Here is a 25,699-nt window from a genome sequence, read left to right as displayed (position 1 = left end):
CGACTGCGCGTCCGCGTCTGCACTCCGCTGTTCGGTTGGGCCGTTCTCGTCGGCGTCGGCGCGCCGGGAGGACCACGCGCCGGTAGCATTGACGCCGACCGCGAACAACAGACGGAGAGGTAGTGCCGAGCAAACGGAACACGCAGGAGCCGACGCTAGCCGGAGGCCACCACGAACTCGATCCGTACCTGCCGCGGACCGGCAACCTCGGGTACCGCATCTCGCGCTATGCGTTGGTGCTCGACTACCGCGTCTCGAGCAATCGACTCGCCGGAGTCGCGACGATCACCGCGACGTCGTACCAACGCCTGACCCGGTTCACCTTCGACCTCGCCACCTCGCTTCGCGTCGATCGAGTGACGGTCAACGGCGCCCGAGTGCGATTCTCACACCGCACCGGGAAGCTGTCGGTGACGCCGAGCGAACCGATCCCGCCGGGCGGCGCGATGACCGTTGTGGTGCGCTACAACGGAAACCCTCGACCGATCCGCAGTCAGTGGGGCACGGTCGGATGGGAGGAGCTCAACGACGGGGCCCTCTGCGCGAACCAGCCGAACGGCGCGTCGTCGTGGTTCCCCTGCGACGACCATCCCGAGGCAAAAGCCCCGTTCCACATCGAGATCACCACCGACAGTCCCTACTACGCGCTCGCGAACGGCCGGCTCGTCTCGAAGCAGCGCCGCGCCGCGATGACGACATGGGTGTACGACCAGGTGGAGCCGATGTCGACCTACCTCGCGTCCATCCAGATCGGCCAGTACGAACGACGTGAACTGTCCGCGGGCGACGTCGCCGTCCACGCGCTCTTCCCGAAGCGCCTGGCATCGAACTTCACAGTGAGTTTTGCGCGCCAGGTGAAGATGGTCGACGCGTTCACCGAGATGTTCGGGCCATACCCGTTCGCCCAGTACACCGCCGTCGTGACCGACGACGAACTCGACATCCCGCTGGAGGCCCAGAGCTTCTCTACCTTCGGCGCCAACCACTGCGACGGCACCCTCGACCACGAGAGACTCATCGCGCACGAACTCGCACATCAGTGGTTCGGAAACTCCGTCACGTGTGCGCGTTGGCAGGACATCTGGCTGCACGAGGGTTTCGCCTGCTACTCGGAGTGGCTCTGGAGCCAACACAGCGGGGGCCGCTCAGCCGACGAATGGGCCCGCCACTACTACGAGAAACTGCGGCAGACTCGGTTCACCACACCGCTCGCAGACCCCGGACCTGCGCAGATGTTCGACGACTGGCTGTACAAGCGCGGTGCCATCACTCTGCATGCACTCCGCCTGCGCATCGGAGACGGCGAATTCTTCGCGCTGCTACGGCGGTGGACGGACAAGTACCGATACCGCACGGCGACGACCGAGGACTTCGTCGCTCTCGCGTCGACGTTCACCACGGCCCCGCTCGGCGACATCTGGCACGACTGGCTGTACACGATTGAACTGCCACCGTTCCCGACTCTCCGGCCGCACGCCTGACTCCGGCCAACGTTGGCGGCGTTTTTCCATCGTGGGACTGGAAAACGCCGCCAACGTTGCGGCACGAGAACGCTCAGGCGACGTCACCCGGTGAGACGAGGACCTTGACCTCGGTGTTCCGCCCGGTGCCGAGAAGATGCTCGAGCCCCTGCGACACCACGTCTTCGAGGGCGATCCTGCTGGTGATGAGCGGGCGCGGATCGAGGACTCCCGAGGTGACCGCATCGACCACCTCGGCGAAGTCGTCAGCCGTGTACGCCATGGAGCCGACCAGCTTCTTCTCCGAGACCATGTACTCCTGCAGATTGACCTGAACCGTGTCGTGGAACATCGCCACGACGACCGACGTTCCGCCGGGCCGCAACGACCGCAGCGCGGTGTCGTAGGTGGGCTGCCCCACGCCGGACGCGTCGAACGACACGTCCACGCCGCCCTCCGAGCTGAGCCGAGCGACGACGTCATCGACAGTCGGATCGTGCACCATCGCGCCCATGTCGGCGGCGAGTCGGCCACGCGCTGCACTGGGTTCGCTGACGTGGATCGTGGAGACTCCACGAGCCTTGAGACAGGCCACCAGTCCCAGCCCGACGGGGCCTGCACCGATCACAAGCGCACTCGACCCCTCCTGCGCGCGGGACTGTTTCACCGCGTGCCAGGCCACCGTCGTCGATTCGACCATTGCGGCGACCTCCGCACCGAGTTCATCCGGCATCGGATAGGCCGCGTCACGCCCGGCGACGACGTACTCGCTGAATCCGCCACCACCACCGGAGACCCCGATGAACCCGCCCTTCTCACAGAGGTTCACCTCGCCCCTCGAACACGGGGCACACGTCCCGTCGAACACGTTCGGACGGATCGCCACCAGCGTGCCGAGCGGAAGGTCGTCCACTCCGTCGCCGACGGCGACCACACGTCCCGCAAACTCATGCCCCAATGCATGCGGTCCGTGAGTGCAGAGCAGCGGATGAACGAAGTCGCTCGGGATCGGCGAGTACTCGAACAGGGACAGATCACTTCCGCAGATGCCCGCACATTCGACCCTGATCTTGACTTGGCCCGGACCCGCCTCCGGTTCGGGGACGTCGACAACACGCGCGTCCTGCGCTCCGTACAGCAACAATGACCTCATGGCTGGAACCTCCTCGTCGAACGGCAGTTGAGGAGGATTCTGGCCGGTGTACGAACGCTGCGGCACCCGCTGTCCCACTCAGCAGTCACCGCGCCGGCCGGTCAGTGGAACGCGGGGAGCAGACCGTCGGCGGTTGCTTGGGCGAGCGTCGGAGCGGCGACGTCCTTCGCGGAGAGCTCGTACTCAAGCGGAGTTCCGTCGCGTGCGACAGTCGGCCAATCGATGCCGAGACCGGGGTCGAGCGGATTCACGCCGTGTTCGGCTGTCGGGTTGTAGCCCGTCGAACACAGGTAAGTGACCGTGGAGCCGTCCGCCAACGAGCAGAACCCGTGACCGAGCCCTTCGGACAGGTACACCGCCTTGCGGTCGACGTCGTCGAGCAGCACCGCGTCCCACTCCCCGAAGGTGGGTGAACCGACGCGGATGTCGACGATCACGTCGAGAATCGCGCCGACAGTGCACGTCACATACTTCGCCTGTCCCGGCGGGACGTCGGCGAAGTGGATGCCGCGCAGCACTCCGGCCGCCGAGACTGATGTGTTGACTTGAGCGAGCTCGAACCGGTGGCCGACCAGCCCGGACAGGACATCGGCCTTGAACGCTTCGAGGAAGACGCCGCGGTCGTCGCCGTGCTGGACCGGCGTGAATTCCCACGCCCCCGCGATCGACAGTTCGCGAACCTTCACGTTTACAGCTCCCGTCCACGATCGAGCAGGTCGTACAGGTACGTGCCGTACCCCGATTTCACGAGCGCCTCGGCGCGGTCGCGCAAGTGAGCGTCGTCGATGTACCCGAGTCGCCACGCGATCTCCTCCGGCACGGCGATCTTCAAGCCCTGCCGCTCCTCGACGGTGCGGACGAAGTTCCCCGCGTCGAGCAGGGAGTCGAAAGTACCGGTGTCGAGCCAGGCCGTCCCCCGGGGCAGAACGGTCACGTTGAGCTTGCCGCGCCGCAGGTACTCGGCGTTGACGTCGGTGATCTCGTATTCGCCGCGCGCCGACGGCTCGAGACCGCGTGCGATGTCGACGACGTTGTTGTCGTAGAAGTACAGGCCGGGAACCGCGTACCGCGACTTCGGTTCAGTCGGCTTCTCCTCAAGAGAGATCGCGGTCCCGTCGGCGTCGAACTCGACGACCCCGTATGCGGTCGGATCGGCGACGCGGTAGGCGAAGATCGCTCCGCCGTCGACGTCGCCGAACCCCTGCAGCCGACTGCCCAGGCCGGGGCCGTAGAAGATGTTGTCGCCGAGGACGAGTGCTGCCGTGTCGTCGCCGATGTGATCGGCGCCGAGGATGAATGCCTGCGCGAGGCCTTTCGGTTCGGGCTGTACCGCGTAGGTGATGCGAACGCCGAACTGAGAGCCGTCTCCGAGGAGGTACTGGAACGACGCGCTGTCGTGCGGTGTGGTCACGACGAGGATGTCGCGCACGCCCGCGAGCATCAGGGTCGACAGCGGGTAGTAGATCATCGGTTTGTCGTAGACGGGCACGAGCTGCTTGCTGACGCCCTGCGTGATCGGGTGCAGACGCGACCCGGTGCCACCGGCAAGGATGATTCCGCGCATGGTCCAACCCTATCGGTACAGTTGAAGCACTATTCGAAGCCACACTTTACGGAGATCTTTCATGCGTGTTCTGGTGACCGGCGGGGCCGGGTTCATCGGAGCGAACTTCGTCCTCCGCACCTTGGCGACCCGTTCCGACGTCGAAGTGACGGTCCTCGACAAGTTCACCTATGCCGCCAATCCGTCGACCCTCGCTCCGGTCGCCGACCGCGTCCGGGTGGTACGCGGCGACATAGCCGACGCAGCAGTCGTCGATCCGCTGATCGCCGCGACGGACGTCGTCGTCAATTTCGCCGCAGAGTCGCACAACGACAACTCGCTCGCCGACCCGTCGTCTTTTGTGCAGACCAATCTGGTCGGGACGTACACCCTCCTGGAATCGGTTCGACGCCACGGAGTCCGACTGCACCACGTCAGTACCGACGAGGTGTACGGCGACCTCGACCTCGACGATCCCGCTCGCTTCACCGAAGAGACCGCGTACAACCCGTCCAGCCCGTACAGCTCCACCAAGGCCGGCAGCGACCTGCTGGTCCGAGCCTGGGTCCGATCGTTCGGGATCATCGCGACCATCTCCAACTGTTCCAACAACTACGGCCCGTACCAGCACGTGGAGAAGTTCATCCCCCGGCAGATCACCAACGTGCTGACCGGCGTGCGGCCCAAGCTGTACGGCGACGGCCGCAATGTCCGCGACTGGATACACGTCGACGACCACAACGACGCCGTCTGGACCATCATCGACGGCGGTGTCTCCGGTGAGACGTACCTGATCGGCGCCGACGGCGAGGTCGACAACCGGACCGTCGTCGAAGCGATCCTCGAAGCGCTCGGGCAGCCGCGCGACGCGTTCGACTTCGTCACCGACCGTGCAGGCCACGACCGCCGATACGCCATCGATTCCACTCGACTGCGTACCGAACTCGGATGGACACCCGCATACACCGACTTCTCGGCGGGCCTCGCCGCGACCATCGACTGGTACCGGACGCACAGCGACTGGTGGGCAGACGTCAAGGACGGCGTGGAACGCTCGTACGCACTGACCCAACAGACCATCGACCCCGCCCAACAGACCATCGACCCCGAAGGAGCACGATGAGAGTCCTCGTCACCGGAGGTGCAGGTTACATCGGCTCCCACACCGTCCTGCAGCTTCTCGCCGCAGGCCACGACGTGGTGATCGCCGACGACTTCAGCAACGCCAAACCCAGCATCATCTCGCGGCTGGTGTCGCTGTCGGGGAAACCCGTCACCGTGTACACAGTGGATCTGACTGACGAGGAGGCCACCGACGGCCTGTTCGCGTCCGAGGACATAGACGCCGTGATCCACTTCGCCGGCTTCAAAGCCGTCGGCGAGTCTGTCGCCAAGCCGATCTCCTACTACCGCAACAACATCGACACAGCGCTGTCGGTACTGCAGGCGATGGACCGTCACGGTGTCCGGACGTTCGTGTTCTCCTCGTCGGCCACCGTGTACGGCGAGAACCCGGTCTGTGAACGCACGGAGGACATGCCGACGTCGGCCACCAACCCGTACGGGTGGACCAAGGTGATGATCGAACAGATTCTGCGCGACGTCGCCGTCGCGGACGACTCCTGGCGCATCGCCCTGCTCCGCTACTTCAACCCGGTGGGTGCGCACCCGAGCGGCGAGATCGGCGAGGATCCCAACGGCCTGCCCAACAATCTGATGCCGTTCGTCTCCCAGGTCGCAGTTGGACGACGCGAGAAGCTGTCGGTGTTCGGCGACGACTACGACACTCCCGACGGCACCGGCGTGCGCGACTACATCCACGTCGAAGATCTCGCGTCCGGCCATCTCGCGGCTCTCGACACGATCGCGGCGGGCGACGATCCGCTCTCGGTGTGGAACCTCGGCAGCGGGTCGGCCGTCTCGGTGCTCGACGTTGTCAACGCGTTCTCCCGGGCGAGCGGCCGGGACATACCCTACGAGGTCGTCCCCCGCCGCCCCGGTGATCTGCCCGCCTACTGGGCGGATCCCTCCAAGGCCAATGACGAACTCGGCTGGAAAGCGATCCGCACCATCGACGACATGTGCGTCGACACCTGGCGTTGGCAGTCGAAGAACCCCAACGGCTTCCCCGACGCCTGACGCAGCCTTTCAGGCGTCCACCGACTCCAACTCCACCGCGGTCTCGCGCGGGCGGACGGTGTGCGGACCGGCGATCGACGTGCGGTTGCCGATCACCACGACGATCACCGCGAGGAGAGCCATGACGATCCCGAAGCCGAACATCTCCGGGTAGTCGATCGATGGGAATGCCGACGTGACAGCCGCCATCGCCGCGGGTGAAGCGAAGCCCAGGTAGGTCAGGCTGTAGAACACCGCGGTCAAACCGGCGAGCTCGCTCGGTCGGGCGATCCGCTGGACTTCGAGAAGGCCGGCGATCAGCGCCATCCCGTAGCCGCATCCGAGAACCGCTGCGGCGACGAGCGCGAGCGGGATCGACAGTGTCGTGTAGGCCGCGGCGGCGAGTGCCAGGCCGACGACCACGAAGCTCAACGCGACCACCATGATCCGCGGTGAGCCGGGCTTGTCGAATCGTTTGCCGAGGGTCTGGATGCCGAAGCCGGCGGCGAGGCCGACGACACAGCAGAGTCCTGCGAACGCAATGGACCAACTCGACGTCTTCTCAGTCATGAAAGCCGGGATCACCGCGTAGGCGACGGCACATGCGCCGAACACCCACGGAGCCACGGGGGCGACCATCACCCAGAATCGGGGGTGTTTCGCCGACCGAATCGACAGCTCTTCTCGGAGGGTTCGTCCGGTGTGCTGAGCAGCGCGCGATTCCGGCGCTCGGAGCAGCGCCGCGAACGCGACCACGGAGAGTGCGATGTTGACCGCGTACGACAGCTGGTTCGGCCACGGAGCCCACTGAGCGAGAATCGCGGCCACGCCTGCGCCGATGCCGAATCCCGAGGTCAGCGACAGTGCTGCGCGACGGGCGCCCGCGGTGGTCGTGGCACCGTCGCGGTCGGACAGTTCTTTGATCCAGCTGCCGCCGACGGCCATCGCGAGACCCAGCGCGATCCCGCTGAGCACCCGCCCGACGGCGAGGAGCGCTACTGAGTGTGCTCCGAATGCGAGGAGCAGCGATCCGGCTGCCGCGATCACCGGAGACGGCAGCATCAGCGGACGGCGTCCGAGCCGGTCTGACAGCGGCCCGCCGATCAGCAGCGCGGGGACGATGCCGAGCACGTAGGTGAACAGCAGCAGGTCGACCGCGACAGCCGACATGCTCGACGTTGTGCGGTACATGACGAGGAGCGGGGTGAACTCGTTGCCGCCCCAGGCCGCGGCGAACACTGCGAGCGAAACGGCGGGCCAGCCCGCCATGCGCGATCGGCTCATCGGAGTCCTCCGGGAAGGTCGTGAACGGTTGAGAGGTGCGTGATGAGGAGTTCGGTGAACGACTCCGGGTCAGTGATCGCCTCGGCAAGACGAGCGTGATCGTCGAGGATCGTGTCGGCGACATCGGCGACCGCCTGCAGTCGACTCGCCGTCATTCGGCGGTGCCGCTCGCCGAGGGAGACGTAGACGTCGCTGAGGATCGCATTCCCACCGGCGGCCACGATCAGCTGGTGGAACTCCGCATCGAGACGAGCGAACTCCGCCGTGTCCGACCGGCTCACGTCGGAGTGCTGCGCGAGATTCTCCCGAAGGCGCTCACTGAGCTGAGCCAGTTCGGTCGGCCGGGCGACAACGGACCGTGCGGCGTGGGATTCGATGGCGATGCGGGCGTCGAGCACGTCGCGTGCTTCCCGATCGCCGATCGGCACGATGAGCGCCCCGCGTTTCGGATACAGGCGCATCCAGCCTTCGGCGGAGAGACGGAGGAACGCCTCACGAACCGGGGTCCGGCTCACGGAGCACCGTTCCGCGATCTCCCCCTCGCTGATCAGCTCGCCCCCGGCGAGACCGCCGGTGAGGATCAGCTCCTTCACGTCGGTGTACACCCGGTCCGCGGCCGAATACGTCATAGACACAAGATAGATCCTAACCGGGACAGGCCGTCATGGCGGGACCCGACCCGGCCACCTGACCGGGCACCGCGCCGCCACGGGTGACAGAATCAGCGCAACCATCAGCGATGTAGACCACATCACTCGTCGAATCACCCCCGGTCGAGGCCGGACGTCTAGGAGAAGTTCGTGACAAACACCGCCCCCGGGCAGCCCACGCCGATCACCGACGACGAGATCTTCCGCGCCCACGAGGGCGGGAAACTGTCCGTCGAACTCAGTGCGCCGATCGACACTCAGCGTGCGCTCTCAATCGCGTACACGCCGGGCGTCGCTCAGGTCTCGCGCGCGATCGCAACGGACGCGGCGCTGGTCGACAAGTACACGTGGACCAAACGCCTGGTCGCGGTGGTCTCCGACGGCACCGCCGTGCTCGGGCTCGGCGACATCGGCCCGCGTGCCTCGCTCCCGGTGATGGAGGGCAAGTCGGCACTGTTCCGCACGTTCGCGGGACTCAATTCGATCCCGATCGTCCTGGACACCACCGATCCCGACGAGATCGTCGAGACGCTGATCCGCCTCCGGCCGAGCTTCGGCGCCGTGAATCTCGAGGACATCTCGGCGCCGCGATGCTTCGAGATCGAACGCCGTGTCATCGAGGCACTCGACTGCCCGGTGATGCACGACGACCAGCACGGCACGGCGATCGTGGTCCTCGCAGCGCTGAAGGGTGCACTCACGCACCTCGCCAAGGACATCACAACCTTGAAAGTTGTCATCTCGGGTGCAGGCGCCGCGGGCGTGGCATGCGCGAACATCCTGCGCGCCGCCGGCGTCCCCGACATCGTGGTTCTCGACTCGAAGGGCATCGTCGGCTCTCACCGCGCCGACCTCAACGAATTCAAGACGGACCTCGCGGAGTGGAGCAATCCACGTGGGCTCGCCGGTGGCGCCGCTGAGGCACTGGATGGCGCGGACATGTTCCTCGGCGTCTCGGCCGGGCTCATCGACGAGGCCTTCATCGCATCGATGAACGACGACGCGATCGTCTTCGCGCTGTCGAATCCCGATCCAGAGATCCACCCCGACGTCGCGGCGAAGCACGCCGCCGTCGTCGCCACCGGCCGCAGCGACTTCCCGAACCAGATCAACAACGTCCTCGCCTTCCCCGGCGTGTTCGCCGGCGCACTCGACGCCGACGCACGACGCATCACCGAGGGCATGAAGCTCGCCGCCGCAGACGCGATCTTCGGCGTCGTCGGCGACGATCTCGCCGCCGACCACATCGTCCCGAGCCCGCTCGATCCACGGGTGGCCCCCGCCGTCGCCAAGGCCGTCGCCGACGCAGCTCGCGCCGAGGGCGTCGCCAAGTAATCTCCTCGCGCTCCACAGCCCCGGCCGGGCACAATGGCAGGCATGGGACTGTGGAGCGGCACCGACCTCGATCTGCCCGGATACCTGCGGCGCATCGGTTTCGACGGCGAACCGTCGCGGACCCTCGGTACCCTCGAACGCCTTCACCGCCTTCACACGACGTCGATCCCGTTCGAGAACCTCGAGATCATCCTCGGGCGTGGCATCCCGCTCGACCTGCAATCGGTCCAACACAAGCTGGTCCGGTCCGAGCGTGGAGGCTATTGCTTCGAGCACTTCGTCCTGTTCGCCGCCGCATTGGAGCGGATCGGCTTCGTCTTCACGCCGATCATCGGACGTGTCTCGCTCGGTGCAGACTGGTCGAGCCGGCCGGCCACCCACGCTCTCGTCGTCGTCGAGGTCAGTGGCATTCGATACCTGTGCGACGTCGGGTTCGGTCGCGGCCCACTCGTCCCCATCGAACTGCGCGACGGGGTCGAGACCGATCAGGACGGCTGGCGTTTCCGGCTCTCCTCCGATCCGATCGGCGACCTGTTCAGCACCGACCGGTGGACGCTGTGGCAGCACGACGAGAGATGGATCGACCGTCACGTCTTCACGCTGGCACCGCAGACTCCGATCGACTACCGCGTCGGCAACCATTTCGTGTCGACCTCACCACGATCGCCGTTCGTCGCGCGACCGTTCATCCAGCGGTTCACCCCCGACGAGCACCACGCTCTCGACGGCGACACGCTGACCACTGTCCGTCCCGACGGTTCTTCTGCGTCGCGCAGCGTTCCGGCGCCCGAGGTTCCCGATGTCCTCGCCGGCACCTTCGGCATCACTCTGACCTCCGACGACGCGGCGGCGCTTGTCGAGATCGAGGCCGCACGACGGTCGCCGAGCGAGGAGTGACGACCCCGTTTTGCTCCTGAGCCCATCGACTCGGTAGCATCGTCTCCGCTGCCTGTCATGGGCAGCACGCCGCCTTAGCTCAGTCGGTAGAGCGAGTCACTCGTAATGACTAGGTCGACGGTTCGATTCCGTCAGGCGGCTCAACTAAGACGCAGGTCAGAAGCTATTTCTGACCTGCGTCGCTTATTATCTCCACCCGCGATCCCGGGAATATCCCAGGAATTGGCACGAATCCAAACGAAGCACGTTCACTTCCAGGTGATCCTCACGCGGTCGGGCAACGAGTCTGCGTCCTCCGGTTTGGTGACCGTCACCGAATCCACGACGACCTGCACCAGTGCGCGGCGGTCACGCTCCCTCGCAGCTTCCCACCACGCGATCACGTCGTCCGCGGTCGGCCGGGCTGGCAGACCAGTAGCAAAACCGATCTCGGCGATCTTCTGCTCGGCTTCCGCCTTCACCTTCGCAGCCGCAGCGACAGCACTATCGGCCACTGACTTGTCGATCCGCCCGGCACCGTAGTCGACCATGATCGCGGCAGTCCGCTCCTCCGACATGTCGATCACAGCGCGGTAGTGATCGGCACCGTTGTCTTCGGCGGCCGCGAGCGCGTCCAGCCACATCGGCGACGTCACCCGAGCGAGGACCTGTTCGACGACCTCGCGGAGCATGGGCTTCTGCTGAATGACGACTTGCCCGCACCGCGCGCTGACTGTCTTGTAGTTGCCGTTCCAGTGCGGGTACATCGGGCCACCGCAGTGCCCGCACCGCACCATCCCCGACAGGAGCCACGGCTCCGAGTTCGCGCGGCGCGACACGAACTGCTGACGGTCCGGGTCCGCGTAGCGATCGCACACCCGCTTCCACAGACGTTCGTCGAGGATCGGCTCGACGTTCGGGTTGTCGACCAGCGCGCCGTCCTTCGTCACCTGCTTGCCGGCGATCCGAGGGTTGGTCAACGCGCGTTTAATGACCGGTGCCGACCAAGGTTTCCCCGACACGGTCCGGACGCCGTCAGCGTTGAGACGGGCGACGAGTGACTTACCACTGCCGCCGCCGACGATCCACTCGGCCATGTCGCGGAGCTCATCGGCTTCGACGGAGTCGACGGAGCCGTCTGCGGTCCATCCGTACGCGCGGCTCATGCCGCTACCAAAAGGGGGATACAGTGCATGCCATGCACTATATCCCCCTTGACTGCTAGCCGAGGAACTCCACCAATTCTGGTGGAACATCAGGCAGAGGAACCCCCGGCGCGTGCTGCAGATGAGAGTCCGCGACCCGACGGTGGTAGCCCAGCAGAATGTAGAACCGCCGCTCCGACGTCGTGATCCGTCGCTCAAGTTCGTCGACGCGCGCCTCGGTCTGCGTAGCCCGCTCCTCACAGTCCTTCGCCAGACGGCCGTACGCGGCTTCGAGTCGCTTGATCTCCTTGTCCGCCACACGCTCTGACGCCGACAGTTCCGCTGCCGCCTGCGCTTCCTCGACGGCCTCAGCTCGACGTCGTGCCTTCCGGCCCTGCCACCACCGGCCACCCGCCCCGAGGATGCCAGGCAGGGTCGCCGCCTTCTCTGTACCTGCCGCCGGCACACCGAAGCCGAGGACGAGGAAGATCGCGACAACCCACCATGGGGCGGACTCCATTCCGCTCATCGACGGGGCGGACACAATGGCGCTCATGGGGTCTCCCCGTTCTCGACAGCCTTTTGGACGTCACGCTCGTCCGGCTGCAGCGAGTACCCGGCACCCATTCCGAGCTGCGCGAGGCAGAAGATCGATACGATCCCCGGCCCTCGGAAACCGTCGAGGAACGGGACGTCGGCGACAGCCCACCACTGGCCGGCGGCGAGCGCGACGTAGAGGACTCCGCCCAACCACAGTGCGGCGGCGGTCACGCGCCGCCACCGGCCGAGGAGTCCGGCGGCCTGCGTCAGCCCGAATCCCAGGCACAGAGTTCCCCATACCCACAGTGGCATCGCTGATTCGACGACCGTCAGTTGGTGAGAGCTCCCCTCGCCGGGGAGGACGTAGTCCGCGCCTCGGATGATGAGCTCGGCCGGGACCGCCGACACGACAGCGATACGCGCCAACTTCGGGAGCAGCGGCACCCAGTCGCCACGGCGGATCACTCGCCGGACTTTCGGTGACGTCCCGGCGGCGCCGGGAGCGCGGCGGCTGTGGTCGGGTTGCCGATGCCGCTGGACACGATCGACGTCAGCAGCGACGCGAGCATCATCGTTCCGGCCACGGCGAGCGCGTCGGCCCAGTTGATCGTCAGGATCGTTGCACCCGTCACGAACAGCGCGACCAGCGCCTGCGCGCCCGTCTTGACCGCACGCTCGACAGCGTCCCGCCAGAACCTTGCTGTCCACATTCAGGCCACCGCCTTCACCTGGTCAAGGAGCGCTACGACTCCAGTCGGCGACCACACCAACCGTCCATGCTCGAACAGCTGCTCACGGTTATCGGTCCCGGCGACCGCGCGCTCGTCGCCGACCGGCCAGCCCAGCGGGCCCTGCTCATAGCGGTACGCGGCGTACGCCTCCAGGATCCGGCCGTGCACCCGCCAGCCCCGGGCGCTGCCGTTCTTGCGGAACAGCATCCCGTCGTCGAACGTCTGCACCGCACCGTTGGTGACGACCGCGTGTGCCAGCTTCGGGAACCCGAACCCACGCTCGTACCCGTAGTCGGCACCCCACGTCTCGAACAGACCTGAGCCGGGGATCGCCGGGTCCGCGTGAGGCACCGCGACTGCAGTGTCGGCACCGGACCGCCAGTAAATGTGTCCATGCTCGTAGGCGACGAACCGGCCGATCTCCTTGCCGCCCTGCCGGATGATCGACTCCCCCGCAGTGCCAGCGGCGGCGAGGCGCTTGCCGATCCACGTCTGTGCTCGCCACGCTTCGGCGTCGATGAGATTCGGCACCGGCGCAGGGTTGGCGAAGGCGCGGACATCGACCGCGAACAGGTCCCACGGGAAGAACCGACCGACGTCGGTGTGCGTTCCGATACCGAGTGCGCGGGTGACGTAGGCGTGATCGCTGATACCAGATCCACGCTGGTACGGCGGAGCGATCACGGTGAGCGGGATACCGAGCGCCTTGCAGTCACGGACCGCGATGTACGCGGCGATGCGAATGTCGTCACGGCAATTCTCGATCCACTGCTCGCGGGTCCACTCTGCATACGATCCGGCGAAGCACAGGTTGACGGTGTACGCGTTGGCGTCGAGCACCGACCACGACGCTCGGTTGAGCGGCACCATCTGGACGAGGCGACCGGCCCGCAGTGCGTAGTGGTAGCTGACGCCGTTGCCGGTGTTGTTGCAGTAGCGGGCCAGCCGCTCAGCATCGGTCAGCGGGTTGGTGCCGCCGCCCTGCTCTGTGTGCAGAAGGAAGTTGATCGGCGATCGGGTGCGCGGCTGGTGCGACGACCCGAGCATCGAGATGGACTTGAACGGTGGAGCCATGAAGGAACCTCCCGGAGATGTGGGAGGAGTCGACGGCTTCGCCTTCGTCGGGTCGGCCGCGCCAGCGAGCCACGGCGCCGGGTCGATCGCCCGACCACCCTGTCGGCCCGGCGGTGACCACACCTCGAAGTGCAGATGAGGGCCGGTCGTGTCGCCTTCGTTGCCCGACACACCGATCTGCTGCCCCGCCTTCACACGGTCGCCAGCGCGGACGAGGATGCCCGAGTGGCGGACGTGACCGTAGATCAGGTCGACGCCCTCTGACTGCTGGCAGTCGATCCAGATCCACGATCCGAAGCCCTGGACGCCGGTGCGGTCCTTGCCCTCGATGACGATGCCGTCGGCGGCGGCGTAAATCGGCGTGCCGACTGGTGCGCCGTAGTCGATGCCGTTGTGCTGGGTTCCCCACCGCGGGCCGAAGCCGGAGGTGACGGGGATGGTGGGCGAGATCGGGCGGTAGCGCATGCCGTGCGACTCCTCGATGAGAGTGCTCGGCCCAACCGCCAGTCAGCTTGGTGTCGAGGTTACTCGCGGGTGTGGTCGAAGATGGGGACGCCGTCGCGCGCGTACCGACCGAGGTGCTGGTAAGCGGCGTATGTCACGTCCGGCATCGACTCGTCGGCGTTGCGTTCGACGGTCGGCACGCGGAGGACGGCGTCGAGTGCGACGGCGTTGTGGCGTCGCCCGTCGTGAGGTCCGCCGTGGAGCTCGACATCGATCATGCGTGAGACGCTACCGGTGGTCAGGTTGGGACGACCTCAACGTAGCTCGTTCCGCCGTACAGCGGGTCGCCCGCGATGTTGCTGGTGTTCGTCCACTCGATGTGAATGAGCGCGCCAGCCGCAACCGTTCCTGACCACGTCACCGTCTTCGTCGCGCGGGCCGCGGTGTTGGCCCACGTAACTGACGCGACCTGCGAACCGTTGACGTACAGGCGGCCGTACGTCGAGTAGCCCCAGCCGTTGGCCGAACGACCGTCGACGACAGCGTTCACTGTCGCGGGGCCACCTCCGGCGACCACGAGTTTGTTGCTGGCGATCGTCGCCGGATACGTACCGTCGGACACCCAGCCAGTGACGGGGTTCTGGTCGGCCTGGATGTCGCCGGACTTGACCATCTTCTGCCGCGAGAATCCGCCACCCGACACAGTTGGGACAGGAGCCTGAGCCGTCGCGGTCGACACTTCCGCATCGACCCGAGACCCGGCGGATACCGAGGGAACCAACGCCGCCGCAGTCGACGATGCAACCTCGGCATCGACTCGAGCCGACGCCGACACTGTAGGCAGAGCAGCTGTGGCCGAGGCGACCATGACCGGGGCATCTACGATCGCCCACGACCCGACGATCGGCGGGAACATCTCCGCGACACCCACCAAGACCGGCGCCGCGACCAACGCATCACCAGTCACGACAGGTGCGTGCATGACCGACGTAGCGATCATGCTGTCCGGCGTCACCCCGAACACGACCCGCACCTCCGGCACGGGCATCTCGGCCATCGACACAGCAGGGGTGACATCGAGGGTGTGATCGGAGTGCAGCACCGGGGCGAACGCCACAGCATCGCCAATGAGCACGTCAGGTCGGATCGTCACCCCACCCGATACGAGGTCAGGTGCAGGGAAGTCCGCAGCGCCAACCACCAGCGGAACAACGATAAGCGCATCCGCCGACACGACAGGCGTCGGGAAAACTGACTGCCCGGCCAGGGCCGGGACTTGCAGCGTCTCGTTAATGTGCCCGTCCCACACGACCTTGTCGCCGAGGTAAGCGAGCAGGATCGTGTGGGGTACGCCGAGCTCGTCGACGTAGATGAGGCCACGGACACCGCGACTGTTCTGTGCGAGCGGCACCCGCGCTCACCTCCCTCTATCGGTCAGGCGACAGTCTGATTGACGATGCCGCTGGAGTTCCACACGATCTGGAAGGTGCCCGAGGTCGTCGACACGTCAGCACCGAAGTCGACGTAGCCGATCAGCGGGCGCGACGCATCCGATGCCGGTGTCGCGTCGTAGATGACGGCGTACCGGGCTGTGAGCGTCGACGATGGCCACGACACGTCGTCGGCGTCGAACTTGAAAACGTTGCCCGTCGTTACCGCCACGACGTTCTGGAGAGTCACTCCACCGGCGGTGTAGCCGGTACCCGTGATCTCATTCGTCACGCTCGACTTGTACTGGTGAGTGCCCTGGTTCGGCGTGTACGCCGAGGTGCACAGCATCACCTTGATCGTGTCATTGTCGAGTTCGATCTCCTTGTTGGCGATCGACTTGTGGACATTCGCGTACAGCTTCGCTGAAACAGCCATGATCATTTCTCCTTAATCGGTTACTGCCAGAGGATCGACCAGTACGTACCTGGTCGGAAGAATGCGAGCACGTCGCCCGCGGTATTGAACGCTGCGAGAGTGTGGTCGGGCCAGATACGAACTAGCGTCACGTTCTGCAGGTTGATATCGGTCGCTGTCGTCGACGCGTCCCCAGTGCGAACCGTGAGAATTGTGCGGCCAGCCGGTCGGCCTGACGAGAACAGGACAGGTACATCGGTCATGGCGTTTCCTCCTCGACGATCACGTACAGGGTCGCCGGGTCCACCGTCAGCGTCGCGTACTGCGCAGCCGTGACAGCCTTGGCGATAGCTACTCCGCCGCCGTTGCGGATGAACCCAGGACTACCAACCGGAGGCTGCGGCATCCCGGCATCAACGAGCGGCCACAATCGGACCGGCGCCGACGACTGCGGCACCGTGAACGCGTACTGCATCATGCCGATCTGCACCATGCACGGCCCGACGTCGAGATCTGGTGTGGTGAACGCGCCGTCGACCGCATGCACGTAGTGCCGCTTCGGCGTCACCATTCCGTCTAGGCTGTCGTTCTCCCGAAGGTCCGGCGCCCAGAACACGAGCGGCGTGTACTCGTCGGCACCTGCAACGTCGGTGATCTTGTCGAACAGAATCGTCATGATGTCTCCGAACTCCACTTATTGACCGTGAACTCCGTCAGCCCATATCCCGTAAGAATTCCTCGAGTCGACGCGGCCTTTGCCTCGATAGAAACGCGGTACCCGGCGGCCGGAACGATGAAGTTGGTGATGTGGCTAATCGTCTGATAGTTGTCGGTTTTCGGAATAGGTCCGATCCACTCGACATCGGGAGTCTTTGTCACGAAAGGTGCGCGGTGGAACTCCGACCCGTTCGGTGCCCGAACAACGATGTCGCACCAAACTCGCCGATCGGTAAACGTCACCCACGAGAACTGCATTCGTGTCGACACCTCATATGCGCCTCGCGACGACAACACGAACTCATATGTCGACGGGCTGAAAGTCATCCCGATCACCGGGCCGACCGATGAAGAGAACCTCGCTCGGGTGAATGACGATGAGAACGATTCTTCGAGCGACGACGGAATGTAGGCAACTCCGCGAGCCCGAATCCCTTCCAAGACCTGCAGCGAATCCTGCTGGTTCTGAAGCTCGTCAGCCATCCCCGATGACCACAGATCAAGGTCTCCGAGGTCACCTCCGTGGACGCCAGTGATCGCCTCGATGATGGCGGCGATGCCGTCGCCGACGACACCCGCGACGTTCGGGAACCCGGACAGGAGTTTGAAGAATAGGTTCTCGCGAACGTTCTCCGCGCCGTCCTTCATCCACTGGTTCTTCGCAGCGCCGATCGCCGCGTTGTTGGCGTTCTGGTAGTACGGGCCGACCGACGTCGCGACCTGCGTCGAGTCCGGCCGTACCCGGTCCGGTGAAGTCACGCGTCACCGCCGAACTTCTCTTCACGCCACTTCTGCCAGTCCGGCTTCTCCGGGCGGGCCTGCGCGTCCATCGCCGAGACACGCGCCTCGTCCTCGATACGCTGCATCACCCGCGCCTGCAGCGCCTCGAACTCAGCCTCCGAGAGGTCATCGACCTCGGGGACCGCCGTCATGTCGACGACCTCGTCCGGGACCGCAGCCTCACCGGGGATCGCGTGCGCGAGCCACGTCTCGCCGTTGCCGCCCATCGGCATGCTGTCGCCCGACGGATTGACCAGACGGTACGTCGACGACCCGATCGTGAACTCAGCCCCAGTCGACGACGTAACCGTCCACGTCTCACCCGGCTCCGGCGGCGCCGGAATACCCGGATACAGGTTGTCGAAGACATGGACCGCAACGAGCTGCTTGAGTTCGTCAGGCAGATTCATCGGCGGAATCTGCGCATCCGGGTAATCCGGGGAGTCCGCGGGAATCGCCGTCAGCAGATGCTGCAACGGATGCTTGGCGCGGCGGGCGACGACGACACCGTTGTCGTCGCGGATGATGCCGCGCAGCATGGGGTCCTTCTTGCGACGAGCCACCGAGCACACCTCACGAAACGTGGGAGGCCCGGCCCAACCGCCAGCAGCGCAACTACAACCCAGTATGTCAGGACGAGACGCCGATAGCCTGGATCAACTCCTTGGTCATCGCCAGCTGACGCGACAAGATCGCGCCCGGCCCATCCTCGACCGCGCCGTCGCCGATCGTCACCGGGTAGTCGACGTCCGACGACCGGTCCCACTGGCAGCCGATGCCGTACACGTGGTCGGTGTACAGACGGCCGGTGTTGCCGATCTCGACGTTGACACGGTCGCCCTCGATGAAGTGCGCGCCCGGCCAGTGCGGGCGGCCCGCCGACACAGTCGCCTGGAACACGCGGTAAGCGCGGGTACGGAAGAACCCAGTACGGACTGCCTGCAGCGCCGACAGGGAGAATCCCTTGCCGCCCTGCGATTCCCAGTACTCGCCGTACGGTGGGCCGTTCTCGCCCATCTTCATCGCGCGGATCGGGTTGTAGACGCGGTGGAATGCGAGGACGACGTCCTCGACCTGTTTGTCGAAGATCCCTAGCGCCAAACCGGGATTGCCGATCAGCTGCCCGAGATAGCCGAGAACGCCGTTGACGAGGAGTTTCAGCCCGGCATTCACCCAGTCAGGCGAATGACCGCCTGTCACGATCGACGACGCCGTCGCCTTGTTGACCGTCGACTTCCACGACTGCACACCGCTGATCCCGTACGTGCTCGACGGCGCACGGAATGTCACCCACGGGTTCTCCCGCGTCGTGCCCATCCACCCGCCGATCGAGTACTCCGGAGACTCGGTGTAGGTCACCTCGCGGGCAACCTCGTTGATCATGTCGTCGGCGACCTCAGACACCAGGCGCAGCGCGCCGTCCAGCAGCGTCCCCGTCGGGCCGACGTAGCCGGACACGTTCTGCACGTCGATGACGAGAGTGCTCTTGGTCAATGTGTAGTGGTTCGGCGCCGGCTGCGGCATGCCAGGGAACCAGCGGTACACGTGCAGCCGCAGTCCCGCGTCCTTGAGCGTCGGCAGCGCGACGTCGTAGACGTTGCCGAAGCGTGTCGCCAGCACCGACCACATCGATACGTCAATGAGGACCGGTTTCGGGACGACGACGATCGGCCAGTTCGCGGGGTTCATGTTCGCCCGCCACGACGCCGGGTCGAACAGGTTGTCCGACATCGTCCACGGCAGCGCGAACCGACGCAGGAGGTTTAGGAAGATCATCGCCGTGATCCCGAACTGCGACGGCCCGGCGTACGCCCAGATCTTCGGCCACTGCAACTCCGCCGGGAAGAACGGATTGCAGTAGGCGATGATCTTCTTGACGTGCTCGAACTCGTGCAGGAACTTGATCGAGATGTACTCGAACCCGTCGGTGTCTTCCTCGTGGTCGATCTTCGACGCCTTGCCGGTCCACTCCCAGAACCCGGTCCGGACGCGGACGTGAAGGTCCTCCCACTCGCCGAGCTCGTCGACGATGTACTGCCGGGCGGCCGCTGACCCGAAGATGACGAGGTTGCCTTCGCCGGTGTCGTTGAACTTCCGCATCCACGACGCCTGCGACTCCGACAGGATCGGGATCGAGTGTTCCCAGTTCTTGTCGTAGATCTCCACGATCGGCCGTGATCGGGCCGTCTGCATCCATTCCTGGTAGTCGCCCATCAGGGCAGTCCGCATGTCGCGGGCAGTCGCAGTCATCGGACACCGCCGATCATCTGCGCCACCACCGGCAGCTCACCGCCGAACGGCCGGTCCCACCGGCGGGGGAGAGTCATCAGCATCTCCGAGGCCGGGGTACCGCCCGTCATGTACACCCAGATGTCCCGCTCCTGCGGAGTGTTCGCGGCGATCGCCTGCGTGAACGTCCGAGACCGCATCCGCGCCCACTGCTGCGACGGATCACCGGACGGGGCTTTCACGAACAACTGCATCTCTGTCGGGTACGTCTGCACCCAAAACGCCTTCGTGGCCGAAGGATTCAACGTCGGCAGGTCAATCAGCACGGCACCGCCGTGCTCGTCCAGCAGCTCGCCGTCTTGAAACGACCACTTCTCCGACGTCGTAAGCTCCCCGCTGTTCCACTCGATGAACCCGAGCTGGTCAGTCGGGTTCGAGATCGGGACGGCCATCGCCCACCCGGCACCGAACGGCGTCATGTCCGACCGTTTAAACGAGAACTCGAGCGGCTTCGAGTACCAATGCGGATCGCACGCCAGCAAGTCGACTGTCCACTCGCTGTAGGTGACCGCGCCGTGGAAGCGGCGGACCTTGTCGTTCGGCTCCTGCATCAACCGCACCTGCAGTTCCCGCCACGACCCGTCTGGCTCATACGAACGGAGCCAGCAGTCCCACTTCACCGACAGCACCGACCACAGCAGTGTCTCCACCTGCACGTACGCCTCCGGCGTCGATGCCTGCGCGTGAAGAGTGATCTTCGGGCGTCGTTCCTTCTTCCGCGGATAGTTCGACGGCGTCGCACCCTCCTGATACGCGGCCGACTTGAGCGGCTGCTCGATCGGGATTCGGTACAGGCCCGACATGTCCTCGCCGAGGGTGATGCCCTGGAAGCCGTGCGCGCCGAGCGCACGGTGCGGGAGCACATCGAGGACGATGAGGTCCTCCCCCGCCGGTGACCGGAGGATCAACTGCACGACCTTGCCCGGATTACTGATGCCCGACGGGCACGCCTTCGCCATGCTCATCCCTGCCTGTAGGTGTCCATCACCGCGGTCATTCCCTCGGTGGTCTTCTGCTTCGTCTCACCCGGCGCGGCGCCGTTGATGTTCACGACCTCGGCCCACTTGAACTCGGCCTTCGGGTCCTTCTCGGCGATCTGCTTGAGGTACGCGACCATCTGGTCAATGCCACGGTCGACGAACGGCTTGAGCCCGATGAGGTCACCGAACTCGCCGAGGAACTCCTTCGACGCATCAATGCCGATCGTCCGCACCTGCCCGGTGAAGTCCTGCTCGCGAGCCCACTGGTTCGCGCGTCCCGGCCCGTACGTCATGCCCGACGACAGTGGCGTCCCACCTGGTGCGCCCGTTGTCGTCGTTCCCGGCGACGGCGTCGTCAACGTCTTGTTGGTGCCGTCGGTCTTGACCTCGACCGGGACGTTGCCGTTCGAGGTGACCGGTACCTGGTTGTTCTTCGCGTTCGCGAGGAGTCTCGACGCCTCGTCCTTCTTCGCGAGGTAGTTCGAGCCATCACTGAACGCGCTACGCTGCACGGCCTGCGCACGCTGATGCGCCGGTCCACTACCCGGCTTCTTCTTCATCTCGTCGTAGAACCGACCGATCGCGTACTCGGGGTCCATCAGCTGCGCGTCGTCGCCCCAGCCCATCCCGGACTGCTGCTGCATCACGCCGAGGCTCTTACCGTCCGACCCCACCGCATCGTGCGGACGATCGGTCGACCCGGCGACCGTGCTGTTGGCGTAGTTCTTGCCGTCCGACTCCGCCAGCAGCGTCTCGCCGGCCGCGAGGATCTCCTCGTCCGACATGCCCTTGGCCTTGCCGATCCGGTAGACCGCGTCCATCATGTCCTGCTTCGAGGCGCCCTTCTTGAGGTCCTTCGAGCCGCGCGCGCCTGCGCCGGTGGTGAGGCTGCGGGTCGTCGACGGCGACGACGTTGTCAGGCCGCTGCCCGATCCGCCGCCCATCGATGCGGGCCAGTTCTCCACCCACACCGGTGTGATGCCGCCACGCTTCGCGTCCGCGGCACTATTGAACTTGCTGCCGCCGCCGGAGTTGCCCCACGACGGAGCCCCGCCCGACGACGAGATACCCGAGCCAATCGGCGTAGGCGACGACCCGGACGACCCTGACGACCCGGTCGTGGTCAGCGAATCGGGACCGAGCGCCGACGACGACGGATCGCCGCCCATCGGCAGGTGCATCATCTCGCCGAGTGCAGCCGGGTCCTTCGCGTCAGCGCCGAACTTCGCCGGCGAACCCTGCGGTCCGGTGTGCTCGACGTTCTCACCCGTCGGGAGCTGCGCCCCGGCGTGCGTCCCGGACCAGCCGATCCGAAGGGAACCGTCGGGGCCCTTGCCGTCAGCGAAGCCACGAGCGGACAAGAATGCGCGCATGCCGCCAGTCGCGGTGCGCTCACCCTCGCCCGGGCCGCGCGCCTTGCCCGACGCCATGTTCGCCAGCGAGCTCGTGAGGCCGGAGCAGTCGGTGTTCCAGCCGTTGCCCCAACCGCCCCACACATAGCCCGACTGGACCGCGTTACGGGCCCGGTCGCGAAGCTCGCTCGGGATCATTCCGCCCGGTGCGAACGCCGGAAGGATGCCGCCAGAGGCGAGCATCGCCCCAAGCTGTCGACCAGCGTTGATCGCCATGAACAGCGGCAGCATCCCCGCCACCGCCTCCGGAGGCGCGTAGAACTCACCACGCGACACCCGCGCGACAGCACGTCCACCCGACTTACCGGTGATCGAGTCCGACGTACCTGTGCCCGGCCCGGACAACACCCGCCCGCGGGGAGCCATCCGCTGCAGCAGGTCACGGTTCTTCCGTGTCTGCTTGGCGTTGACGATGAAACCGCCCGGCCGGATCGTCGTCGTCGCGCCGGTGATCTCACCGCCGCCGAGCATGCCCGCGAGACCACCATCAGCGAGGGCAGGAATGAGGCCGCCGAGCGCGAGGCCAAGCGCAGACTTCACCGGGCCCTGGATAATCGACGGGAAGATCGACACGATCGCGTCGCCGATGCTGCTGAGCATCGACTTGATGCCGCTGATCAGGCCCTGGATCGCGTTCTTACCGACATCGACGAGCCACGTTCCGGCGCCGGAGAGGGCACCGATGATTTTCCCTGGCAGCTCCTTCACGAAGTTGACAGCGTTCGTCACGCCGGTCGAGAAGGCGTTCGACACGTTGGACCACAGTTCGCTGGCCTTCTGCATGGCCGACGATGCGAGTTCGCCGAAGAACCCGAGGATCGACGAAACCCAGCCAGTCACGGTCGAGATCACGGTGGCGACCATGTTGGCGAAACCGGTGACTACGCCGGTCACGAACCCGACGATCGCACCGAGCGCAGTCGCGACGAACGAGAGGATCCCGCCGAGCAACTTCGCGAACCACGCGACGACCTGCGCGACGATCGTTACGACCGGAGCTATAGCCGGAACGAGCGCGGCGAAGACCTGCGCGGCGACAGTGATCAGCGGGAGGAGCGCGCCGACAATCTGAATCAGCGGCGGCAGCAGGGCCTGGACGATCTGCATCAACGGCGGCAGCAACGGCAACAGGGCCGTGACGACCTGGCCCCACGATTCCGCGAGTTGCTGGAGGATCGGCGCGAGGAGCTGAACGGCCTGTGTCAGGGCCTCACCGAGGATTGGGAGCAGCGGCGAGACCGCAGTGAGGACCTGAGAGAAGACGTCGGCGACAGTCGTCACGACCGGAACGAGTGCGGTTATCGCCTCAGCTAGGACGCTGCCGAGGATCGTCGCGATCTGCGCGATCACAGGCGACAGAGCCTGGAAAACCTGCTGCACCGGGGCTATCGCAGGTTCGAGGGCCTTGAACACGGCGACCAGTCCGGTGCCCAGTGACTGCAGGATCGGCGACAGAGCCTGCGCGAGGGACCCGAGGACGGGGCCCGCGATCTGTACGAACTGGGCTATCAGTTGGCCGAGGATCGGCAGGACCGGCGCGAGAGCGGTACCGATCGCGGACATCGCCGCACCGAGTGGTGCGATCGCGGGCTGCAGTGCCGCGAACCCTTGACCGAGCGCGCCGACGACGGTCTGCAGAGCCGGGCCGATCGAGGTGATCAGTTGAGCGATCATCGGCGCGACGGTGCCGCCGATGATCCCTGCGATCTGCAGGAACACCGGCATCAAGGTCGCCGCGACCTGACCGACCGACTGGAAGAACGAGGTCAGCGCCGCCTGCCCCGGCCCGTTCACCCACTCGGCGACCTGCGTGAGCGACCCGAGAATGTTCGCCATCGGATTGCCTTCGCCCGCAGCGGACGCCGCACGGAACACGCCGCCGATGATGCTGCCGACCTCAGAGAGCACCTGCCCGAGTTGGCGGGCGATCCCGACCAGGCCCTGGATCTTCTGCTCCAGCGTGCCGTCCTGCTGCATCCGCAGCATCGACTCCGACCACCGGTGCCCCAGCCCACCGATAGCGTCGGTCATCGGCGAGAACACCTTCGTCGCCGACGCTCCCAACGCCAGGAATCCGGGGATCGCGCCAGTGATCCCGGCGCCGAAGTTCGCCGCCATGTTCCCGGAGTCCTTCAGCAAGGACTTCACCATCGACATGCCGGCGGCGGAGTTGATCATGCGGAGCGCGCCGTTCGCGCCGTCGTTGAATCCCTCAGCGACACCGACGAGGGAGTCCCGCACCGACGGCAGGAACTTCGACAACTCCGCGATCTTCGGTGCCAGCCCCGCGAACATCGCCGACTGCACCGGCATCTTGACCATCTCGGCGTACTGCTTGCCGAGGCCCTGGACCGCACGCATCGTGTTCTGCGCTGACGGCGCCAGCTTCGCCAGCGCCTCCTCGAACTTGGCGGCCTTCTCCGGGTCGAACATGTTCTTCGCGGCCTCGCCGACACCCGAGAACGCCGTCTTCAACGCGGCAGCAGCGGCACCGACAGCAAACAGGCCCGCAACCGCGGCGGCTCCGCCCGCGCCAGCGACTGCACCCAAAGCGGCTCCGAGGGCACCCACGACCGGCACCAGTGCCCCGACTGCGATCACTGCCGAACCAGCGATCGTCGCAAACTTGCCGACTGTTCCTACCGCGCCGAGTGCCGACTTGGCGAGACTTCCCAGTTTCGTTCCGATGCTGCCGAGCGTTTTCATCCCGCCACGACGGTCGACGTCGACGTTCACGTCGATGTTCTGACGGTTCGGCAGTCCGGCAAGTGCCGCACGCAACTCGGCCACCGCAGCCAGAGAGTTGATCTCCACATCGATACGGAGCTGGACGTTCGCAGAGTTGGCCTGGATACGACGGAGCGCCGATCCCAGATCACGCAGATCCGATGCCGATGCCCCCGACATAGCGACCGAGACGTTCGACGTGATCTGCCCGGCCTCGCTCCGCAACCGGGACAGTGCGTTATGCATCGCACGGACTTCCGCGACAGCCGCGCCAGTCATGCGGACGTCGATGTCGGTCGTCACCTTGCGGGTGATCTTCCCGAGCTCGCGGTTAACCTTGAGGACCGCTACCTGTGTGCGCCGTTCGACGCCCCGCATCTCGGCGTCCCACGAGTCGCCGACCTTGCGGAAGCGGCGTTCAGCGACAACGACGAGCTTGTCGAGTTGCTTCCCGACCTTCTGCGTCGCGCGCTGAGCAGCTTGCTCCAAGCGGCGGACAAGTTCGTCGTCGAGAGCGCCGAAGTCCAGCTCAGCATCGACGTGCGCTGTGGCCCACGGCTCGGTCATGCTGGTGCCTCCACGGCATCAGCACCCGG

At 65.7% G+C, this 25,699-nt stretch carries 25 protein-coding genes and 1 tRNA gene; 6 read left to right on the top strand and 20 right to left on the bottom strand.

Features of this window, described 5'->3' with window-relative positions; translation table 11 throughout:
* Positions 1-122: 122 nt before the first annotated feature.
* The gene (locus tag JVX90_RS00450; protein ID WP_205330550.1) at positions 123-1,481 is read left to right on the top strand and encodes a M1 family metallopeptidase; all 1,359 of its coding nucleotides are present in this window, start codon (positions 123-125) and stop codon (positions 1,479-1,481) included.
* Positions 1,482-1,554: 73 nt separating this feature from the next.
* Here the strand turns inward: JVX90_RS00450 and JVX90_RS00445 are convergent, their stop codons facing one another.
* From JVX90_RS00445 to rfbA, 3 genes are all read right to left on the bottom strand, one after another.
* Entirely contained in the window at positions 1,555-2,613 is a 1,059-nt protein-coding gene (locus tag JVX90_RS00445) for an alcohol dehydrogenase catalytic domain-containing protein (RefSeq protein WP_205330549.1), read from the bottom strand.
* A 101-nt stretch (positions 2,614-2,714) separates the two neighbouring features.
* Positions 2,715-3,299 (bottom strand): dTDP-4-dehydrorhamnose 3,5-epimerase, encoded by a 585-nt coding sequence (gene rfbC, locus JVX90_RS00440; protein WP_205330548.1) that lies wholly within the window; start codon positions 3,297-3,299, stop codon positions 2,715-2,717.
* A 2-nt stretch (positions 3,300-3,301) separates the two neighbouring features.
* Positions 3,302-4,177 carry a glucose-1-phosphate thymidylyltransferase RfbA gene (gene rfbA, locus JVX90_RS00435; protein ID WP_205330547.1) on the bottom strand — a complete coding sequence of 292 codons (876 nt, stop codon included), beginning with the start codon at positions 4,175-4,177 and terminating at the stop codon, positions 3,302-3,304.
* A 61-nt stretch (positions 4,178-4,238) separates the two neighbouring features.
* Between rfbA and rfbB the strand changes: the two genes are divergently transcribed.
* Positions 4,239-5,279 (top strand): dTDP-glucose 4,6-dehydratase, encoded by a 1,041-nt coding sequence (gene rfbB, locus JVX90_RS00430; RefSeq protein ID WP_205330546.1) that lies wholly within the window; start codon positions 4,239-4,241, stop codon positions 5,277-5,279.
* Positions 5,276-6,295: a UDP-glucose 4-epimerase GalE gene (galE, locus tag JVX90_RS00425; RefSeq protein ID WP_205330545.1), complete on the top strand. Its 1,020-nt coding sequence runs from the start codon at positions 5,276-5,278 to the stop codon at positions 6,293-6,295. Before rfbB ends, galE begins: the two co-directional genes overlap by 4 nt.
* A 9-nt stretch (positions 6,296-6,304) precedes the next feature.
* Here the strand turns inward: galE and JVX90_RS00420 are convergent, their stop codons facing one another.
* Together JVX90_RS00420 and JVX90_RS00415 are read right to left on the bottom strand one after the other, a co-directional pair.
* Positions 6,305-7,558 (bottom strand): MFS transporter, encoded by a 1,254-nt coding sequence (locus tag JVX90_RS00420; protein WP_205330544.1) that lies wholly within the window; start codon positions 7,556-7,558, stop codon positions 6,305-6,307.
* Positions 7,555-8,187: a GntR family transcriptional regulator gene (locus tag JVX90_RS00415; protein ID WP_205330543.1), complete on the bottom strand. Its 633-nt coding sequence runs from the start codon at positions 8,185-8,187 to the stop codon at positions 7,555-7,557. Before JVX90_RS00415 ends, JVX90_RS00420 begins: the two co-directional genes overlap by 4 nt.
* Before the next feature lie 171 nt (positions 8,188-8,358).
* Between JVX90_RS00415 and JVX90_RS00410 the strand changes: the two genes are divergently transcribed.
* The 3 genes from JVX90_RS00410 (at position 8,359) to JVX90_RS00400 (ending at position 10,581) form a co-directional block, all read left to right on the top strand.
* Positions 8,359-9,543, top strand: a complete 1,185-nt coding sequence (locus JVX90_RS00410; RefSeq protein ID WP_205330542.1) for an NADP-dependent malic enzyme — start codon at positions 8,359-8,361, stop codon at positions 9,541-9,543.
* Positions 9,544-9,576: 33 nt separating this feature from the next.
* Complete coding sequence (locus JVX90_RS00405) at positions 9,577-10,440, top strand: arylamine N-acetyltransferase (protein ID WP_205330541.1); 864 nt, start codon at positions 9,577-9,579, stop codon at positions 10,438-10,440.
* Positions 10,441-10,508: 68 nt separating this feature from the next.
* Positions 10,509-10,581 (top strand) — tRNA-Thr (locus JVX90_RS00400).
* 107 nt (positions 10,582-10,688) lie between these two features.
* Here the strand turns inward: JVX90_RS00400 and JVX90_RS00395 are convergent.
* The 15 genes from JVX90_RS00395 to JVX90_RS00325 form a co-directional block, all read right to left on the bottom strand.
* Positions 10,689-11,585, bottom strand: a complete 897-nt coding sequence (locus JVX90_RS00395; protein WP_205330540.1) for a recombinase family protein — start codon at positions 11,583-11,585, stop codon at positions 10,689-10,691.
* 55 nt (positions 11,586-11,640) lie between these two features.
* Complete coding sequence (locus JVX90_RS00390; protein WP_205330539.1) at positions 11,641-12,120, bottom strand: hypothetical protein; 480 nt, start codon at positions 12,118-12,120, stop codon at positions 11,641-11,643.
* Positions 12,117-12,569 carry a hypothetical protein gene (locus tag JVX90_RS00385; protein WP_205330538.1) on the bottom strand — a complete coding sequence of 151 codons (453 nt, stop codon included), beginning with the start codon at positions 12,567-12,569 and terminating at the stop codon, positions 12,117-12,119. Before JVX90_RS00385 ends, JVX90_RS00390 begins: the two co-directional genes overlap by 4 nt.
* Positions 12,566-12,814: a holin gene (locus JVX90_RS00380; RefSeq protein ID WP_205330537.1), complete on the bottom strand. Its 249-nt coding sequence runs from the start codon at positions 12,812-12,814 to the stop codon at positions 12,566-12,568. The genes JVX90_RS00385 and JVX90_RS00380 overlap by 4 nt, the downstream gene beginning before the upstream one ends.
* Positions 12,815-14,374, bottom strand: a complete 1,560-nt coding sequence (locus JVX90_RS00375; protein ID WP_205330536.1) for a peptidoglycan DD-metalloendopeptidase family protein — start codon at positions 14,372-14,374, stop codon at positions 12,815-12,817.
* Between the two features lie 59 nt (positions 14,375-14,433).
* Positions 14,434-14,631: a hypothetical protein gene (locus tag JVX90_RS00370; RefSeq protein ID WP_205330535.1), complete on the bottom strand. Its 198-nt coding sequence runs from the start codon at positions 14,629-14,631 to the stop codon at positions 14,434-14,436.
* Between the two features lie 20 nt (positions 14,632-14,651).
* A complete protein-coding gene (locus JVX90_RS00365) occupies positions 14,652-15,764 on the bottom strand; it encodes a hypothetical protein (RefSeq protein ID WP_205330534.1) in 1,113 nt (370 codons plus the stop codon).
* 23 nt (positions 15,765-15,787) lie between these two features.
* Complete coding sequence (locus JVX90_RS00360) at positions 15,788-16,219, bottom strand: hypothetical protein (protein WP_205330533.1); 432 nt, start codon at positions 16,217-16,219, stop codon at positions 15,788-15,790.
* Positions 16,220-16,239: 20 nt separating this feature from the next.
* Positions 16,240-16,461 (bottom strand): hypothetical protein, encoded by a 222-nt coding sequence (locus tag JVX90_RS00355; RefSeq protein WP_205330532.1) that lies wholly within the window; start codon positions 16,459-16,461, stop codon positions 16,240-16,242.
* A complete protein-coding gene (locus JVX90_RS00350) occupies positions 16,458-16,874 on the bottom strand; it encodes a hypothetical protein (protein ID WP_205330531.1) in 417 nt (138 codons plus the stop codon). Before JVX90_RS00350 ends, JVX90_RS00355 begins: the two co-directional genes overlap by 4 nt.
* The gene (locus JVX90_RS00345) at positions 16,871-17,674 is read right to left on the bottom strand and encodes a hypothetical protein (protein WP_205330530.1); all 804 of its coding nucleotides are present in this window, start codon (positions 17,672-17,674) and stop codon (positions 16,871-16,873) included. Before JVX90_RS00345 ends, JVX90_RS00350 begins: the two co-directional genes overlap by 4 nt.
* Positions 17,671-18,258, bottom strand: coding sequence for a hypothetical protein (locus tag JVX90_RS00340; protein ID WP_205330529.1), 588 nt, complete (start codon positions 18,256-18,258; stop codon positions 17,671-17,673). The genes JVX90_RS00345 and JVX90_RS00340 overlap by 4 nt, the downstream gene beginning before the upstream one ends.
* A 67-nt stretch (positions 18,259-18,325) precedes the next feature.
* On the bottom strand, positions 18,326-19,945 hold the full coding sequence (locus JVX90_RS00335; RefSeq protein ID WP_205330528.1) for a hypothetical protein: 1,620 nt from the start codon (positions 19,943-19,945) through the stop codon (positions 18,326-18,328).
* Entirely contained in the window at positions 19,942-20,949 is a 1,008-nt protein-coding gene (locus JVX90_RS00330) for a hypothetical protein (RefSeq protein ID WP_205330527.1), read from the bottom strand. Before JVX90_RS00330 ends, JVX90_RS00335 begins: the two co-directional genes overlap by 4 nt.
* Positions 20,946-25,670 (bottom strand): hypothetical protein, encoded by a 4,725-nt coding sequence (locus JVX90_RS00325; protein WP_205330526.1) that lies wholly within the window; start codon positions 25,668-25,670, stop codon positions 20,946-20,948. Before JVX90_RS00325 ends, JVX90_RS00330 begins: the two co-directional genes overlap by 4 nt.
* Between the last annotated feature and the right edge of the window lie 29 nt (positions 25,671-25,699).

The sequence above is a fragment of the Gordonia sp. PDNC005 genome (assembly GCF_016919385.1).
GTDB lineage: Bacteria > Actinomycetota > Actinomycetes > Mycobacteriales > Mycobacteriaceae > Gordonia.
The sequence above is the reverse complement of the archived record's forward strand: the minus strand, read 5'-3'. Positions and strand labels throughout refer to the sequence as shown.